The sequence below is a fragment of the Paracoccus methylarcula genome, from assembly GCF_003007735.2.
Classification (GTDB): domain Bacteria; phylum Pseudomonadota; class Alphaproteobacteria; order Rhodobacterales; family Rhodobacteraceae; genus Paracoccus; species Paracoccus methylarcula.
The window spans coordinates 121,301-136,271 of sequence record NZ_PXNQ02000001.1 but is presented as its reverse complement, the minus strand read 5'-3'; the positions used below and the strand labels follow the sequence as shown (position 1 = coordinate 136,271).

The following is a 14,971-nucleotide window of genomic DNA, read 5'->3' as shown; positions in this document are numbered from 1 at the left end:
CTCCGGATCAGTGTTCTCGGGCAACGCCGGTTGCGGAAGGCAGGCCAAAGGCCCTCAGCAGCGCCTCGAACTTGGCAGCGGTCTCGGCCGCCTCGGCCTCCGGGTCCGAACCGGGGACGATACCCGCGCCGCGTAAAGACGGGCTTCGCTGCCGCAAAGCTCGGCGCAGCGGATGGCCACATACCAGGCACCGTCGCCATTTGCCGCGCTCCAGCCTACCGCTCCGGCGTAGAAGCCGCGCGCCACCGGTTCCAGCCTGCGGATCAACCCGGCGGCACGGTCGCGCGGCAAGCCACAGACGGCAGGGGTGGGATGCAGGCTTCCCGCCAGGACCACCGAGGGGATATCACCGTCCTTCAACTGCCCCTCGATACGGGTGCCCAGGTGCCACATGCTGCGGGTCGAGGTCAGGCCGGTGCCCTCGGGTGCACCGAGTTCGCGGCACCAGGGAGCAAGCGTGTCGAGGATATATTCGACCACCATCGCATGTTCCCGCCGATCCTTTTCGGATGCAGCCAGGCTGCTGGCCGCCGCCGCATCCGCCCGGGGATCGCGGCTGCGCCGTGCCGATCCGGCAAGGGGAAAGGACGATACCCGCCGCCCGGCTTTTTCCACCAGCAGTTCCGGTGTCGCCCCGACAAGGGACCTTCCCTGTCGCCCGGCGCTGTCGGGCAAGGCCACCCGGTAGGCGGTGGCCGCCGGATCCTCGGTCAGCCGCGACAACAGCGCCGCCGGAGAGATCGGACGTTCGGCCTGAACCGCCAGCGTGCGGGCCAGCACGATCTTGCGCAGACCTTCGGCGCCCTTTTCCGCATCCATGATCCGCAGCGCCTCGGCAACGGCATCCGCGTATTCTTGCGCCGAGGGTTCGGCACGGACACCCACTGTCGGCGCAATCGCCATGCCGGTGGCGGCGGACGAAGTCTCGTAGCCGAGATGCTCGGTCAGCCACAGGTAATCGTCGGCATCGCGGTCGAAGGGCAGCGCCCCGCCAATCGCCGCATCCGTGCCGGCCGAGCGCCATACCGTCGCCACACGCTCTTCCAGCGTTGCGGCCGGACCGCGCGCGACCGGGCATGCGACGCCACGGCCGGTGATAAATCCGCGCGCGCCGCCAAAGGCGAAACAGGGTACAGCGGTTTCCGCCCTGTCGGGCGCGAAATCCTGCAGCATCGAGGTCATGGAGCATCCCTTCGGTTATCTGCGCCGGGCGCAGGGGTCGGGTCGGGCTTGCTCTCGCTGGCGACGGGGTTGCGGTCGGGCCAATGCGCGATCTGCTGGCGGATGAACCACTCGCTGATCTGCGCGAACAATGGCGCGATGAAATCGGGGGACAGGCCGACAAACCCGGCCCATTCGGCACGGTCGTCCAGCATTGCACGGACGCGCTCGGGCGCGGGAACCGAGCCGAGATCGGATTTGAAATCCGCCGCACGGTGAACGTAAGCGAGGCGCAGCGCCAGCAATTCGATGATCCGGCGGTCGATGCCGTCGATCCCCGCGCGGATATCGTCGAGGGAACGCGCTTCCCCCGGAGGAACCGGGTGCAGGCCGGTTTCGTCGCGTCCTGGACGGGTCATGCTGGGACATCCCCGCCGAAATGCTGCCGCTGCAACATCTCGCGCAATTGCCGCTTGTTGACCTTGCCGACGCCGGTTTGCGGGAAGGCATCGACAAAGATCACCTCGTCGGGGATCTTGAACCCGGCAAGGCCCGCATCGCGCAAATGCCGGCGCAGCGACAGCGCCGAGGGGCGTGGATCGCGCGGAATGACGATGGCGCAGGCACGCTCGCCCATCCTGTCATCCGGACGCGCCACGACAGCGGCATCCACAACCGATGGGTGGTAAAGCAACAGATCCTCGACCTCGTCCACACCGATCTTTTCTCCGCCGCAATTGATCTGGTCCTTGTCGCGGCCCTCGACGGTCAGGTAACCGTCGCTGTCGCGGCTGACGATATCGCCGCTGCGGTAGAACCCATCCGCCGTGAAGGCATCCGCATCGACATCGGGGCGATTGAAATAGCCCCGGATGGTATAGGGGCCGCGCGTCTGCAACTCACCGGTTTCGCCGGGAGCGGCCTCGACTCCGTCGGACCGGACGACCCGAACCTCGTCATATTCGGACATCGGCCTGCCCTGCGTATGGATGATGCGCTGTTCCGGGTCGTCCAGCCGGGTGTAGCAGATCAGTCCCTCGGCCATGCCCAGAACCTGCTGCAGGCGGCATCCCAGTTCCGGACCGATCCTCCGCGCTGTTGCAGGGTTGATCTTGGCGCCCCCGACCTGCAACAGTTCCAGCGACAGAGGCTCGCGCGCCGTTTCCAGCCATAGCACCGCCAATGGCGGGACCAGGGCGGTGACGGTGACGCCATGTTCCGCGATCAGCGCAAAGCAAGTATCGGGAGAGGGATTGGGCGCGATCACCACGCAGCCTCCGGACATCAGCGCCCCGAGAAACCCGGGACAGGCCATCGGGAAATTATGCGACATCGGTAGGGCGCAGAGGTAACGGGTCGCCTGCGTGAAGCCGCTGACCTTCGCCGCGCAGCGCACGTTATAGATATATTCCATATGCCGGCGCGGGATCAGCTTGGGAATCCCGGTCGTGCCGCCCGAGATCTGGAAGCAGGCGACATCCTCGGCAACCGGGCCCTCCCAATCAGCGGGGCCGTCAGGCTGGTAGAGTGCCTCGAACCCTTCTCCCAACACGATGACATGGCGCATCGAGGCCGTGGCTTTCTGAACCCGCCGGGCCATCGCAACCATGTCGAAGCCTTCGACCGTCGCCGGGATGAAACATGCCTTCGCCTCGGAAAACGCGGCGAACTGACCTATTTCCAGATCACGATGGGCGGGAAGGGCCAACACCGGCACCACTCCGAGACGGAACAACGCAAAGCAAAGCTCGACGAATTCAGCACAATTGGGAAGCTGGACGATGACCCGGTCGCCGCGGCGCAGGCCGAGAACCCGAAGCCCATGAGCTAGGGCCAGAGCGCGGTTGCGCAGTTCGGCATAGCCAAGGCGGCGCGCCCCGTCGATCACCGCCAGCCGGTCACCATGAGCCGCCACCAGGCCGTCGAGGACGTCAAAAAAGGTCTCCGCCTGCCAAATTCCCGCCGCGCGATAACCTTGGGCGGTTGCGGCGGGCCAGAATGGGCAAAGGGATTGCCAGTCAGGCGGGGTCTGGGACATGTGCCGTCCTTTCGCGCAAAACATCCAGCGGTCACGTGAACCACTTTGGCTTTGGCTAGGATGGACCGGCTGCTGTCCCGACCTTGCTTTATCTTACAATTTTGATAGGGAATATATGCCACCCAATTCCCATGGATGTAAAGAGCCATTCGGGAAGACCCGGATCACCCCATGCCCGATCACATCGGCCCCGAACAGATGGTCAAGCACTGCTGCAATTTCTTCAGGCAGCCGTGCCCACGCCCCACCAGCGAAGCGTCAACTGAAGATGACATTCGATCCGCTCGACCGCTACATCGGCGTCACCACTTTCCAGCGCCGCAATGATCTCCAGATGTTCCTGCATGGCAGGCACCACTCGGTCAGCAAGGAAGCTGCGGGCGTTCTGAATGATCGAGATACGGTTGCGATTGGCCGCATAGGCCTGTTGCAGGAACGGATTGTCGAGGCCCGAGGCCATGAAATCATGCAGGGACAGATCCGTCGCGATCGCGCGGCGCGAGAGATCGGCGGCAGGCTCGCGCCGGGCCACGGCCAGCAAGGCCTCATGCGTCGCGCGCAGTTCCGACATTTCCGGCCTGCCCGCACCAAGCAGGCGTCGCACGCCTTCCTTCTCCAATGCGGCGCGCATATCCATGCAGGCGCGGGTGGTTTCCGGTCCAGTCTCCATGATGATCACGCCGCGCTTGGGCAGAACGCTCAGCAAGGATTGTTCCTCGGCACGTTTGATCGCCTCACGCGTGGCGGCCAGCGGAAAATCGATCGTTTCGGCCAGCGCCGGCATGGTCAGAAACTCGCTACTACGCAGCCTGCCGCTGCGCAACGTCGCCAGAAGTGCCTCGAACGCCTGGTTCGATTGCAGTTCCCGTGTCGCCTTCATCGCAGATACCCTTGACCACCGAAGATAGACTTTCAAGAAATCCAGAAGAATGATTTCCGGATTCCGGCATAGTCGTCATGCTGCTATATCATGTAACATTTTACAAGAGATATAAGAACAGATGTCAGACAACTGACGCAACCAATCAGCGCCAAGCGCGCGACCATATGGGAGACGACGATGTCAGATGGTGTAACCGACAACTGCGAGGAAGAAACCGGCGGCCGCTTCCGGATGCCGCATATCTATGTGATCCTGTTCGTATTCACGGCAATCGCCGCCTTGCTGACCCATGTGATTCCTGCAGGGCAATATGACCGGATCACACTGCCGAATGGCCGCGCCGCAGTCGATCCCGAGACCTTCCGTTATATCGACGCCTCTCCGGTCGGGCTGGAGCAATTCATGATGGCCGTGCCGCGCGGGTTGATCGATGCCGCCCAGGTTGTCTTCTTCACGCTCATCATCGGTGGCATGTTCATGGTGATCCGGCGCACCGGCATCATCGATGTGGCCGTGGACAAGCTGACCCGACGCTTTGCCGGGCGCAGCGTGTTGATGATCCCGACCCTGATGATCGTTTTCGCGATCATTGCCACGCTTATCGGCACGCAGGAACTGGCATTGGTCTATGTGCCCGTGATCCTGCCCCTGATGATCGCCCTGCGCTTCGATTCGGTTGTTGCCGTGGGCACCGCCTTGCTGGCGACGACGGCGGGATTCTCTGCCGGAGTCCTGAACCCGATCAATACCGGGCTGGGCCAGACCATCGCCGAACTGCCGCTCTATTCAGGCTTTGGCTTGCGGGCATTGCTGTTCGTTGCGTTGACCGGCGCGGCCATCCTCTACCTGATACGCTACGCCCTGAAGGTCCGCGCCAATCCCGAGTTCAGCCTGATGGCGGATAGTTCGCTCGAACAGGAAAAGCGCCGCGTTTACGTCCATGATCTCGACACACCCGCGATGAGCTTCAGCAACCGCCAGAAATGGGGCGGCATCGCGGCCATCGGATTTTTCGCGATCATGGTCTGGGGCGTTCTGACGCGCGGCTGGTTCATGACCGAGATGGCTGGGCTGTTCGTGGTCATGGGAATCAGCGTGGGCCTGATCGCCGGTCTTCGCACCGGAAAGATCTGCGAGGCTTTCAACGAGGGCTTTCAGGATGTGCTGGTCGGCGCCATCATCGTCGGTCTCGCCCGCGCCGTTGCCGTGATGCTGGAGCAAGGCCAGGTCATGGACACCCTGGTCCACGGGCTTGGCAACCTGGTCGGCGGACTGCCTTCGACCTTCTCGGCCCTGGGAATGTTCGTCTCGCAACTCGGCTTCAACTTCGTCGTGCCTTCGGGCAGCGGCCAGGCTCTGGTTACCATGCCGATCATGGCACCATTGTCCGACCTGATCGGCGTGACGCGGCAAAGCTCGGTCCTCGCCTATCAACTGGGCGACGGACTTTCGAACATCCTTTATCCGACATCGGGCTATTTCATGGCAACGCTGGCTTTGGCAGGTGTGACATGGGATCGTTGGGTGCGCTTCTTCCTGCCGCTCTTCGGCATCTGGATCGCGATTTCCGCACTGTTCCTGATCTATGCACAAGCGGTGAGCTGGATCGGCTGACCTCCCTTCAGCCGATGCAGATGGCGGGCGAGGCATGTTCCCGTCCGCCATCTGCATGATTTTCGACGCAAGGTCGGTGCTGGAAGTTCCGGGTTCAAGACCGGCTCACGCACGGCATGAGCGTATTTCTCGCCGAACGGGCTGTTCTTCTACCAGGCATCCACGGCCTCAATGACCACGCGGCAACCGGCAATATTCGCCATTCAGTTGAATGCGTCGCCGCCCAATCACCGGCCGAGCAGCAGGATTTGAACATCGGCGACATTCGTGCCGGTTCCTCCGGTAATCAGAAGGTCATCGGCCAGCCTGAGCGCCGTGTAACTGTCATTGTCGGCAAGAAGTGCTTCGGGATTGGCCCCTTGGGCGCGAATCCGGTCCGCAGTCCCTGCATCGACGAGCCCACCGGCAGCATCGGTCGGGCCATCACGGCCATCTGTACCGCCTGATAGGAAAACCCAGTCCCGTCCAAGATCGGGCATCGCCAGCGCCACGCGAAGTGCAAGTTCCTGGTTCCGCCCCCCAAGCCCTTTGCCAGCAAGCGTCACCGTGGTTTCACCACCGAAAATCAGGCAGGCCGGATGGCCCTGCGGCACGGCGCATGCGGCATCGACGATAGAGGCGGCCGCATCGGACACATCTCCGGTCAGTTGGCTATCGACGATCACCGGGTTGAGCCCCGCGGCGGCTGCCGCGACCGCCTCGAGGCTTTGGCAATTCGAGCCGATCAGGTGATTTTGGGCAGCCGGAGGAGGCGCCCCTTCAACCGTTCCACGGCCGAGATGCTCGCGGACCGCTTCGGGCAAGAGCAGCCACATCCCCCGCGCTTCAAGCAGGGACCGGGCGTCCTCTCGTGTCCCGATCGGTGACACCGTCGGGCCGGACGCGATAATTTCAAGTTCGTCGCTGACGACGTCGGACAGGATATACGCGGTGACAGGAGCCGGATCAGCAAAGTAGAGCATCCCGCCGCCTTTCAGCCGCGATAGCTGTTGACGAACGAGATTCATCGCGGCGATCTCGAAGCCGTTCTCAAGCATGAGACGGTTGACTTCCGCCTTGTCGTCCAGTGTCAGATCACCTGCCGGTGCCGCAAGAAGAGCTGAACCACCGCCGGAAATCAGGGCAATCACCCGGTCACCTGCCGTGCAGCCGGCCAGAAGCGAGGTAATTGCGTCAGCGGCCCGGACACCGTTCTCGTCAGGGATCGGATGGCCGGCCTCCATGACCGTCGCCCCGGGCAGCTGGCGGATGTTCTCGCGATTCGTGACCACCACCGCCCGGGTTGGATAGGTTGCAAGTTGCGCGAGCGTTTCCCTGGCCATCGGAACAGCAGCCTTGCCGACGGCAACAATGATGTAACGGCCGTTCTCCCCCAAGGCAGGTGGTGGATTCCTCGCCATCGCGGCACGCAGCGCATTCACCGGATCGGCGGCTTCGCAGGCCATCGCGAAAAGTGTCCTGGCAATGCGTCCGAGCGTGCCCATTGCAATCAGGCTCCTGCTATCTGCCGGGCCTTTTCGACCAGCACCTCGGCCTGACGGATCGACGCATAATCGATCAGGCGCCCATCGAGCGAAACCGCCCCCTGCCCCGAGGCTTCGGCCTCTGCCATGGCATCGAGAATACGCTTTGCCTTGGTCACCTCGGCCTCCGACGGGCTCATGACCTCGTTGGCAAGCGCGATCTGGCTCGGGTGGATCGCCCATTTCCCTTCGCAGCCCAGAACCGCTGCGCGGCGGCAGGCGGCGAGATACCCCTCCTTGTCTCCGAAATCACCGAAGGGACCATCGATGGGGCGCAGCCCATTTGCCCGGGCGGCAACCACCATTCGGGCAATCGCATAATGCCACATATCGCCCCAATGCGTTTCGCGCGTCCCGTCATCGGCGGGATCGGTCAGCACCGAGTAATCGGGATTGACGCCGCCGATGATCGTCGTCCGCGCCCGAGTCGAGGCGGCATAATCGGCAACGCCGAAATGCAGGCTTTCATTGCGCTTCGAGGCAGCCGCGATTTCGGAGACATTCTGCATGCCGAGCGCAGTCTCGATGATATGCTCGAAGCCGATGCGTTTCTTGTAGCCCTTCGCGTCCTCGATCTGGGTGACCATCATGTCCACGGCATAAACATCCGCCGCCGTGCCGACCTTTGGTATCATGATCAGGTCAAGCCGTTCGCCTGCCTGCTCTACCACATCGACCACATCGCGATACATGTAGTGGGTATCAAGGCCGTTGATCCGGACCGACATGGTCTTGCTCCCCCAATCGATCTCGTTCAACGCCCTGATGATGTTCTTGCGGGCCTCGGCCTTCTCGTCGGGCGCAACGGCATCCTCGAGATCGAAGAAAATCACGTCCACATCCGATTGCGCCGCTTTCTCGAACATTTGCGGGGCGCTTCCCGGCACCGCAAGCTCGCTGCGGTTAAGGCGCGCCGGGGCTTGTTCGACAGGATGAAAACTCATGGAAAGTTCCTTTCTGTATTGTCGTTTCAGAGGTGTTTCAGACCGTCAGCCCTTCCGGTTCGGCAAGACCATGCGCGCGCGAGCAGGCGGTGAGCGTATTGGCCAGCAGACAGGCTATCGTCATGGGCCCGACGCCGCCCGGCACCGGGGTGATCGCACCCGCGGCCTTCGCCGCAGATTCGAAATCCACATCGCCCACGAGCCTGGTCTTGCCCTCTTTTTCCGGATGCGGGATGCGGTTGATACCGACATCGATGACCGTCGCGCCCGGTTTCACCCAGTCTCCGGGAACCATTTCGGGCCGTCCGACGGCAGCCACGAGGATATCGGCGCTGCGGCAGACCTGGTCGAGGTCCCTGGTACGGGAATGGGCGATGGTGACGGTGCAGCTGTCTCCCAAGAGAAGCTGCGCCATCGGTTTGCCCACGATATTGGACCTGCCAAGGACGACCGCGTTCAGACCGGACAAGGAACCGTGATGCTCACGCAGCATCATCAGGCAACCAAGCGGCGTGCAGGGCACCATGGATTTCTGTCCCGTCCCAAGCAGGCCGACATTCGAGATATGAAAGCCGTCGACATCCTTCGCGGGATCGAGCGCATTGATCACGAGATCGGAGTCGAGATGATCCGGAAGCGGCAATTGCACGAGAATGCCGTGAACATCCGGATCGTTGTTCAGCCGGTCTATGAGTTCGAGAAGCGTCTCTTCCGAGCTGTCCGCCGGAAGATTATGCTCGTAGGAGTTCATCCCCGCCTCGACCGTCGCCTTGCCCTTCGAGCGCACATAGACTTCGCTTGCCGGATCCTCACCGACGAGCACGACCGCGAGACCCGGCGTGATCCCGTGCTCGCTCTTGAGACGCGCCGTATGTTCGGCCACCTTCTCCCGGACCTTTGCCGCGAATGCCTTGCCGTCGATTATATTGGGGCTCATCTCTGCTCTCCCTGAACGTTGTGCCGATTTCCGGGGACTGGCCGGTTTTGTTCGACTTCCTCGCGCCCCCTCTTCCCTGTGACCCGTGTCAGAAAAGCCCCTCGACTTCGCCGGTTTCGCTCAGCCTGATGGCTTCGGCCGCCGGCTTTCTGGGCAGGCCCGGCATGGTCATGATCTCGCCGCAGATGGCCACGATGAAGCCTGCCCCCGCCGCCAGCCGCACTTCCCGGATCGGCACCGAATGGTTCACCGGCGCACCGCGCATGTTCGGATCGGTGGTGAAGCTATACTGGGTCTTGGCCATGCAGATCGGCAGGTTGCCGTATCCCTGCTGTTCCCATTCATGCAATTGGTCGCGGATTTTCTTGTCGGCCAGAACCTTGTCGGCATAGTAGATCCGCTTGGCGATGGTCTCGATCTTCTCGAACAGTGGCATGTCGTCGGGATAGAGCGGAGCAAATTCCGCCTGGCCGGATTCCGCGAGCTGCACGACCTTGGTGGCCAGATCGACCGCCCCTTCCGATCCCTCGGCCCAATGCCTGCAAAGGATCGCCTCGGCACCCTGCTCGGCCACGTAATCCCTGACCGCCTGGATCTCGGCCTGCGCATCGGAATGGAAATGGTTGATCGCCACCACCACCGGGACACCAAACCCCTTCACATTGGCGATGTGGCGTCCGAGATTCGGGCAACCCCGTTTCACCGCCGCCACATCCTCGGCCCCAAGGGCGTCCTTGGTCACTCCGCCATTCATCTTCATCGCCCGCACCGTCGCGACGATGACCGCGACCGCAGGCTTGAGCCCTGCCTTGCGGCACTTGATGTCAAAGAACTTCTCGGCCCCCAGATCGGCGCCGAAGCCTGCCTCGGTCACCACGTAATCCGCAAGTTTCAACGCGGTCGTGGTCGCGATGACAGAATTGCAGCCATGGGCGATGTTCGCAAACGGGCCGCCATGCACGAAGGCCGGGTTGTTTTCCAGCGTCTGCACAAGGTTCGGCTGCATCGCGTCCCGCAGAAGTACCGTCATCGCCCCGTCCGCCTTGAGATCGCGGGCATAAACCGGGGACTTGTCGCGCCTGTAGGCGACGATCATGTCGCCAAGCCGGTTCTGCAGATCGGCAAGGTCTTTCGACAGGCACAGGATCGCCATGACTTCCGAGGCGACCGTGATGTCGAACCCGGTTTCGCGCGGGAAGCCGTTCGCGACACCGCCAAGCGAGGCGTTTATCTGCCGCAGCGCCCGGTCGTTCATGTCCATCACCCGGCGCCAGACGACCCGGCGGATGTCGATCCCCAACTCGTTGCCCCAGTAGATATGGTTGTCGATGATGGCAGCCAGCAGGTTATGCGCGGTGGTGATGGCATGGAAATCACCGGTGAAGTGGAGATTCATCTCCTCCATCGGCACGACCTGCGCATGACCGCCGCCCGCGGCACCACCCTTCATCCCGAAATTGGGGCCAAGCGATGCCTCGCGGATGCAGATCGCTGCCTTCTTGCCGATCCTGTTCAGCCCGTCGCCAAGGCCCACCGTCGTGGTCGTCTTGCCTTCGCCGGCAGGTGTCGGGTTGATCGCGGTCACCAGGATCAGCCCGCCATTGCCGCGATCCTGAACAGAGTTGATGAACTCCTGGCTGACCTTGGCCTTGTCATGGCCGTAAGGCAGCAGGGCTTCATACGGGATTCCGAGCTTCTCGCCGATCTCCCGTATCGGTTTCTTGCTGGCGCCGCGCGCGATGTCGATGTCGGTCATATGTACCACGGCTATTCCCCGTCTGGTTTCCTGTCGTGATGTCGCGCGCCACCATGCAGCCGCATGGCTGTCACGGGCCGCACTGGCCGTTGATTGGCGAAATGTGGATCGCGGCGACATCAGCCCCGGTGGGCTGCCCCCGATGATTGACCGAGGTCACATGTGACCCGGTCTCAGCGGGGGCAGGAGCGAGTCATTCGACCGGTATGGCCTGCAATTCCGGCTCGTCGTGGTGATGATGCTCTTTCACCGGACGCATCATCAGATTGGCAAAGAACGCGATCACCAGCAGGCCCGCCATGGCATACATGGTGGTGTTGTACAGGCTCGAGGTTGGATCGATAGTGCCCTCGGGCGCGATCTCCATCAGCTTGGCGATGGTCACGGTCTTGGCCGCGACAAGCTGGTCGAGCTGCCCGATAGGTGCGCCGAACTTCTCGGCGAAGGCTGCCGGATCGATCCTGCCGGTCAAATCCGAGATCGCCCGGCCCACCGACATGTCGCGCAGAGAGGTGATCGCCAGCGGTCCCAGCACGCCCGCCGCCGACCACGCGGTCAACAGACGCCCGTGGATGCCGCCCACATGCATGGTGCCGAACATGTCCGCCAGGTAGGCCGGGATGGTCGCGAACCCGCCGCCATACATCGAGAAGATGATCATCGTGGCGACATAGAAGCCGACCAGGTAGATCACGTTCGGGCTCTCTGCCCCCGCCGAGGCGAAGAACGGAATCGACAGGTACAGCAGCGTGCCCAGCACGAAGAAGCAGTGATAGGTCATCTTGCGGCCGATGAAATCCGAGGTCGAGGCCCAGAAGAACCGCCCGCACATGTTGAAGACCGAGATCATCAGCACATAGGTCGAGGCGAAGGCCGCGGTGACGATGCCCGGCATGGTGGTGCCATAGATCTCGGACATCATCGTCTTGGCGACGCCGATCACCCCGATCCCGGCAGTGACATTGAAGCACAGCATCAGCCACATCTGCCAGAATTGCGGCGTCTTCAGCGCCTGGTCGATATGCACGTTGTTCTGCGTGACCAGTCCGGATTTGGCGGGTTTGGGCACCCAGCCCTCGGGCTTCCAGTCCTTGGCAGGCACGCGATACATGAAGGAGGCGAAGATCATCACGCAGAAATAGACGATCCCGAGCGTCATGAAGGTCTGCGCAGCGCCCGTATTGCCGGTGCCGACGACATACAACCCGGCCTCGCCCCCGATCTCGGCAGCCTGGGCGGCATTGGCGATCACCACCTCGACCTTGCCGGCAGCGGTTTCGGCAAATACCCGGCCGTTCTCGACGATGGTCTGCACCGTGCCCTGCGCGCCCAGGTAATCCGGCGCCTTCTGATACAGGTTCAGCAGCCAGCCATTGACCGGCGCGCCGATCATCGCGCCGCCGCCAAAGCCCATGATGGCCATGCCTGTCGCCATGCCGCGACGGTCGGGGAACCAGCGCAGCAGGGTCGAGACCGGCGAGACATATCCCAGCCCCAGCCCGCAGCCGCCCAGCACCCCGTAACCCAGGTAGATCAGCCAGAGCTGATGCAGCGCGATACCGACCGAGCCGATGAGAAAGCCCCCGCCCCACAGGAAGGCCGCCAGCACTCCGACCATGCGCGGGCCGACCTCTTCCAGCCATTTGCCGGCAAAGGCGGCGGCAAGGCCGAGAAACACGATCGCCACCGAGAAAATCCAGACGACCGAGCCGAGGCTCCAGTCCTCGCGCTCGACGCCACGACACCGAGTTCGCGGGTCAGCGGCGGGTTGAACACCGACCACGCATAGACCGAGCCGATGCAGAGATGAATGGCAATGGATGCGGGCGGCACGAGCCAGCGATTGAAACCGGGCTTGGCGACGATGTTCTCTTTGCGCAGGAATGCGAGCGCGCCGCCGGGCTTGGCGTTTTCCATGAATCCTCCTCCCAAGGTCGTGGTTCGCGCCGGTTCCACTCGACGTCCCCCACAGTTCATGCCAAGGGATTGTGGTCATGCCGATGTCGCGCGTCAATTTATTTTTATAATAATATCAATATGTTAATAGACATTCTGACCAACGGAAGCAGCAGCAGCGCCGATAATCGTGACAATCTGTCCGCCGCCTCACTCGCAAACCGGCCGGAATTGGGACATTTTGTCCTTTTCAGGAATTTTCGGCGGCAGGCAGAATAATGTCGAAACGGCTGCCCTGACCGGGCTCGGACGCCGCCACGATGCGCCCGCCGATTCGTCCGGTCAGCTGTTGGCTGATGGACAGGCCAAGCCCGGTGCCCTGCGCCTGCTTGGTGGTGAAGAACGGATCGAAGATGCGCTTCAGCGTCTCTGGCGGGATGCCGGATCCCGTGTCCTCGATCCGGATGACGACATGATCGTCCTCATCCATGACGCTCACCGTCAGGATACCTCCTTCCGGCATGGCGTGAACGGCATTGAGGATCAGGTTGACGACCACCTGCTGAAGCTCGGTCCGTTCCATCAGCACCGCGCGCGTTGTAGCGAAGTTCGTGCGGATCTCGACCCGGGCCTTCTCGATCTGTTGACGGGTCAAAACCAGGCAGTCGCGCGCGACCTCTGCCGGAACGATCAGGTTGGCGGCGCCCGAGTATTCAGCCGGGCGCGCGAATTGCAGCAGCTTCGAGACGATCACGCCGACGCGATAAACCTGGTCGTCGATCAGCCGGAACTCCGTCTCCACTTTTTCTGCATCCTTCCCCAGCAAGTCGCGCGCGACCTCCAGATTGCCCTGAATCACCGCGATGGGATTGTTGATCTCATGCGCGACACCGGCGGTGATCTCGCCCACCGCGGCCAGTTTCTCGGACATGATCAGGCGTTCGGTCGCGCGTTCCAGCTTGCTGTTGGCCTCTTGCAGGTCACGGGTGCGCTCCTCGACCTTCTGCTCCAGGCTTTCACCCCAATCGCGCAGTTGCCGATCACGCTCTTGCACGGCGTTCAGCAGCCCGTCGAGATGCTGCGCGACCTGCGCAATCTCACCGCTTTCGCCCTGCGAACCGTTCCGCGCCTCCAGGTTCCCGGCTTCGACCTCCGCGATGGTCTGGGTCATCCGTTCCAACGGCCGGAAAATCCGCCCTGCCCAACGCAGGAAGATCGGGACCGAAATCGCGGCAACGAACAAAAAGATCAGCGACAGCGCCACGATCGTGTTGATTTTCTGGCGCTGGAACGGTGCTTCGAGAAAGCCGACATAGAGCATGCCGACATTCTCGCCCTTGCTGTCGGTGATCGGCTGATAGGCAGAGATATACCAGTCATTGACCACGAAGGCGCGATCCAGCCATGTCGCCCCATCGCCCAGCACCTGCTGACGCACCTCGGCAGAGACCCGGGTGCCAAGGGCGCGGACATTCTCGAACAGCCGCACATTGGTCGAGATACGCACATCGTCCAGGAACAGCGTCGCCGTGCCCTGGCTGCCCTCGGGCAAGGAGCGTTCGCGATAGACCAGCGCATTGATCGTATCGATGAAATCGAGATTGCGGTTCAGAAGCACCCCGCCGACCAATGCCCGGCGCGAGCCGTCGGGCATGGCGACCGGGGCGGCAGAGTGGATGATCATGCCGCGATCTTCCGTCATGCGCTCGGTTGGCCGGGCGGCGCGGGTCGGCACAAGCCGGATCGCGGCCCGTTCCGGCAGGCCGGGCGACAGCGCCTCAAGCTGGCCAGCGCTCAGGATATCGATGGCGCTGCGGGGCTGTCCGGCCAGCGCGTCCTCGATGACGGGCCAATCCCTCGGGACAAAGCCCCGGGGTAACGGGCGTCCGTCCGACAGATAGAGGAAATCCAGCCCGAGCTCCTCCTTGCGTGCCGCGATATAGGCCTTGGTCCCGCCCCTTTGCAGCGCCTCTTCGAAGGCGACCGAACCGGCCAGCGCGTCAAGCCGTTCTACAGAGTTTCCCAGCAGGTGCTGCAGATATTGATCGGCGATGGTCAGGTCGCTGTTGACCTTGACGATCAGCAGGTTGTCCATCTTGTTCGACCAGCGCAGCATCGCGCCGCCCAGCAAGACCGGGAACAGCACCAGCATTGGCAACAGGGCGATGACCAGCAGGCGCACCCGGACGGAGCGCAGGAGGCGTCCCGGATCCGGCATG

At 62.6% G+C, this 14,971-nt stretch carries 10 protein-coding genes and 1 pseudogene; 1 reads left to right on the top strand and 10 read right to left on the bottom strand.

What is annotated here, in order from left to right; all coding sequences use genetic code 11:
• Positions 1-7: 7 nt before the first annotated feature.
• The 4 genes and pseudogenes from A7A09_RS00575 to A7A09_RS00560 form a co-directional block, all read right to left on the bottom strand.
• A pseudogene (locus A7A09_RS00575) lies at positions 8-903 on the bottom strand (isochorismate synthase).
• 275 nt (positions 904-1,178) lie between these two features.
• On the bottom strand, positions 1,179-1,580 hold the full coding sequence (locus tag A7A09_RS00570) for a chorismate mutase (protein WP_106689364.1): 402 nt from the start codon (positions 1,578-1,580) through the stop codon (positions 1,179-1,181).
• The gene (locus A7A09_RS00565; protein ID WP_106689362.1) at positions 1,577-3,199 is read right to left on the bottom strand and encodes a (2,3-dihydroxybenzoyl)adenylate synthase; all 1,623 of its coding nucleotides are present in this window, start codon (positions 3,197-3,199) and stop codon (positions 1,577-1,579) included. Before A7A09_RS00565 ends, A7A09_RS00570 begins: the two co-directional genes overlap by 4 nt.
• Before the next feature lie 223 nt (positions 3,200-3,422).
• Positions 3,423-4,079, bottom strand: coding sequence for a GntR family transcriptional regulator (locus A7A09_RS00560; protein ID WP_106689360.1), 657 nt, complete (start codon positions 4,077-4,079; stop codon positions 3,423-3,425).
• 180 nt (positions 4,080-4,259) lie between these two features.
• Between A7A09_RS00560 and A7A09_RS00555 the strand changes: the two genes are divergently transcribed.
• On the top strand, positions 4,260-5,696 hold the full coding sequence (locus tag A7A09_RS00555) for a YfcC family protein (RefSeq protein ID WP_211341001.1): 1,437 nt from the start codon (positions 4,260-4,262) through the stop codon (positions 5,694-5,696).
• A 227-nt stretch (positions 5,697-5,923) separates the two neighbouring features.
• On the opposite strand, the gene A7A09_RS00550 is transcribed toward A7A09_RS00555, so the two are convergent.
• The 6 genes from A7A09_RS00550 to A7A09_RS00525 form a co-directional block, all read right to left on the bottom strand.
• Positions 5,924-7,180 (bottom strand): glycerate kinase type-2 family protein, encoded by a 1,257-nt coding sequence (locus A7A09_RS00550; protein WP_106689359.1) that lies wholly within the window; start codon positions 7,178-7,180, stop codon positions 5,924-5,926.
• 5 nt (positions 7,181-7,185) lie between these two features.
• Complete coding sequence (locus A7A09_RS00545; RefSeq protein ID WP_106689357.1) at positions 7,186-8,163, bottom strand: HpcH/HpaI aldolase/citrate lyase family protein; 978 nt, start codon at positions 8,161-8,163, stop codon at positions 7,186-7,188.
• 37 nt (positions 8,164-8,200) lie between these two features.
• A complete protein-coding gene (gene folD, locus A7A09_RS00540) occupies positions 8,201-9,100 on the bottom strand; it encodes a bifunctional methylenetetrahydrofolate dehydrogenase/methenyltetrahydrofolate cyclohydrolase FolD (protein ID WP_106689355.1) in 900 nt (299 codons plus the stop codon).
• An 88-nt stretch (positions 9,101-9,188) separates the two neighbouring features.
• Positions 9,189-10,865 carry a formate--tetrahydrofolate ligase gene (locus tag A7A09_RS00535; RefSeq protein WP_211341000.1) on the bottom strand — a complete coding sequence of 559 codons (1,677 nt, stop codon included), beginning with the start codon at positions 10,863-10,865 and terminating at the stop codon, positions 9,189-9,191.
• 184 nt (positions 10,866-11,049) lie between these two features.
• The gene (locus tag A7A09_RS00530) at positions 11,050-12,639 is read right to left on the bottom strand and encodes an OFA family MFS transporter (RefSeq protein ID WP_245999053.1); all 1,590 of its coding nucleotides are present in this window, start codon (positions 12,637-12,639) and stop codon (positions 11,050-11,052) included.
• Between the two features lie 363 nt (positions 12,640-13,002).
• Positions 13,003-14,970 (bottom strand): sensor histidine kinase, encoded by a 1,968-nt coding sequence (locus A7A09_RS00525; protein ID WP_106689353.1) that lies wholly within the window; start codon positions 14,968-14,970, stop codon positions 13,003-13,005.
• Between the last annotated feature and the right edge of the window lies 1 nt (position 14,971).

Bases quoted from the DNA above. Each gene is read 5' to 3' on its own strand.
- A7A09_RS00570 (WP_106689364.1), bottom strand. From the start codon at position 1,580: ATGACCCGTCCAGGACGCGACGAAACCGGCCTGCACCCGGTTCCTCCG.
- A7A09_RS00565 (WP_106689362.1), bottom strand. From the start codon at position 3,199: ATGTCCCAGACCCCGCCTGACTGGCAATCCCTTTGCCCATTCTGGCCC.
- A7A09_RS00560 (WP_106689360.1), bottom strand. From the start codon at position 4,079: ATGAAGGCGACACGGGAACTGCAATCGAACCAGGCGTTCGAGGCACTT.
- A7A09_RS00555 (WP_211341001.1), top strand. From the start codon at position 4,260: ATGTCAGATGGTGTAACCGACAACTGCGAGGAAGAAACCGGCGGCCGC.
- A7A09_RS00550 (WP_106689359.1), bottom strand. From the start codon at position 7,180: ATGGGCACGCTCGGACGCATTGCCAGGACACTTTTCGCGATGGCCTGC.
- A7A09_RS00545 (WP_106689357.1), bottom strand. From the start codon at position 8,163: ATGAGTTTTCATCCTGTCGAACAAGCCCCGGCGCGCCTTAACCGCAGC.
- folD (WP_106689355.1), bottom strand. From the start codon at position 9,100: ATGAGCCCCAATATAATCGACGGCAAGGCATTCGCGGCAAAGGTCCGG.
- A7A09_RS00525 (WP_106689353.1), bottom strand. From the start codon at position 14,970: ATGCCGGATCCGGGACGCCTCCTGCGCTCCGTCCGGGTGCGCCTGCTG.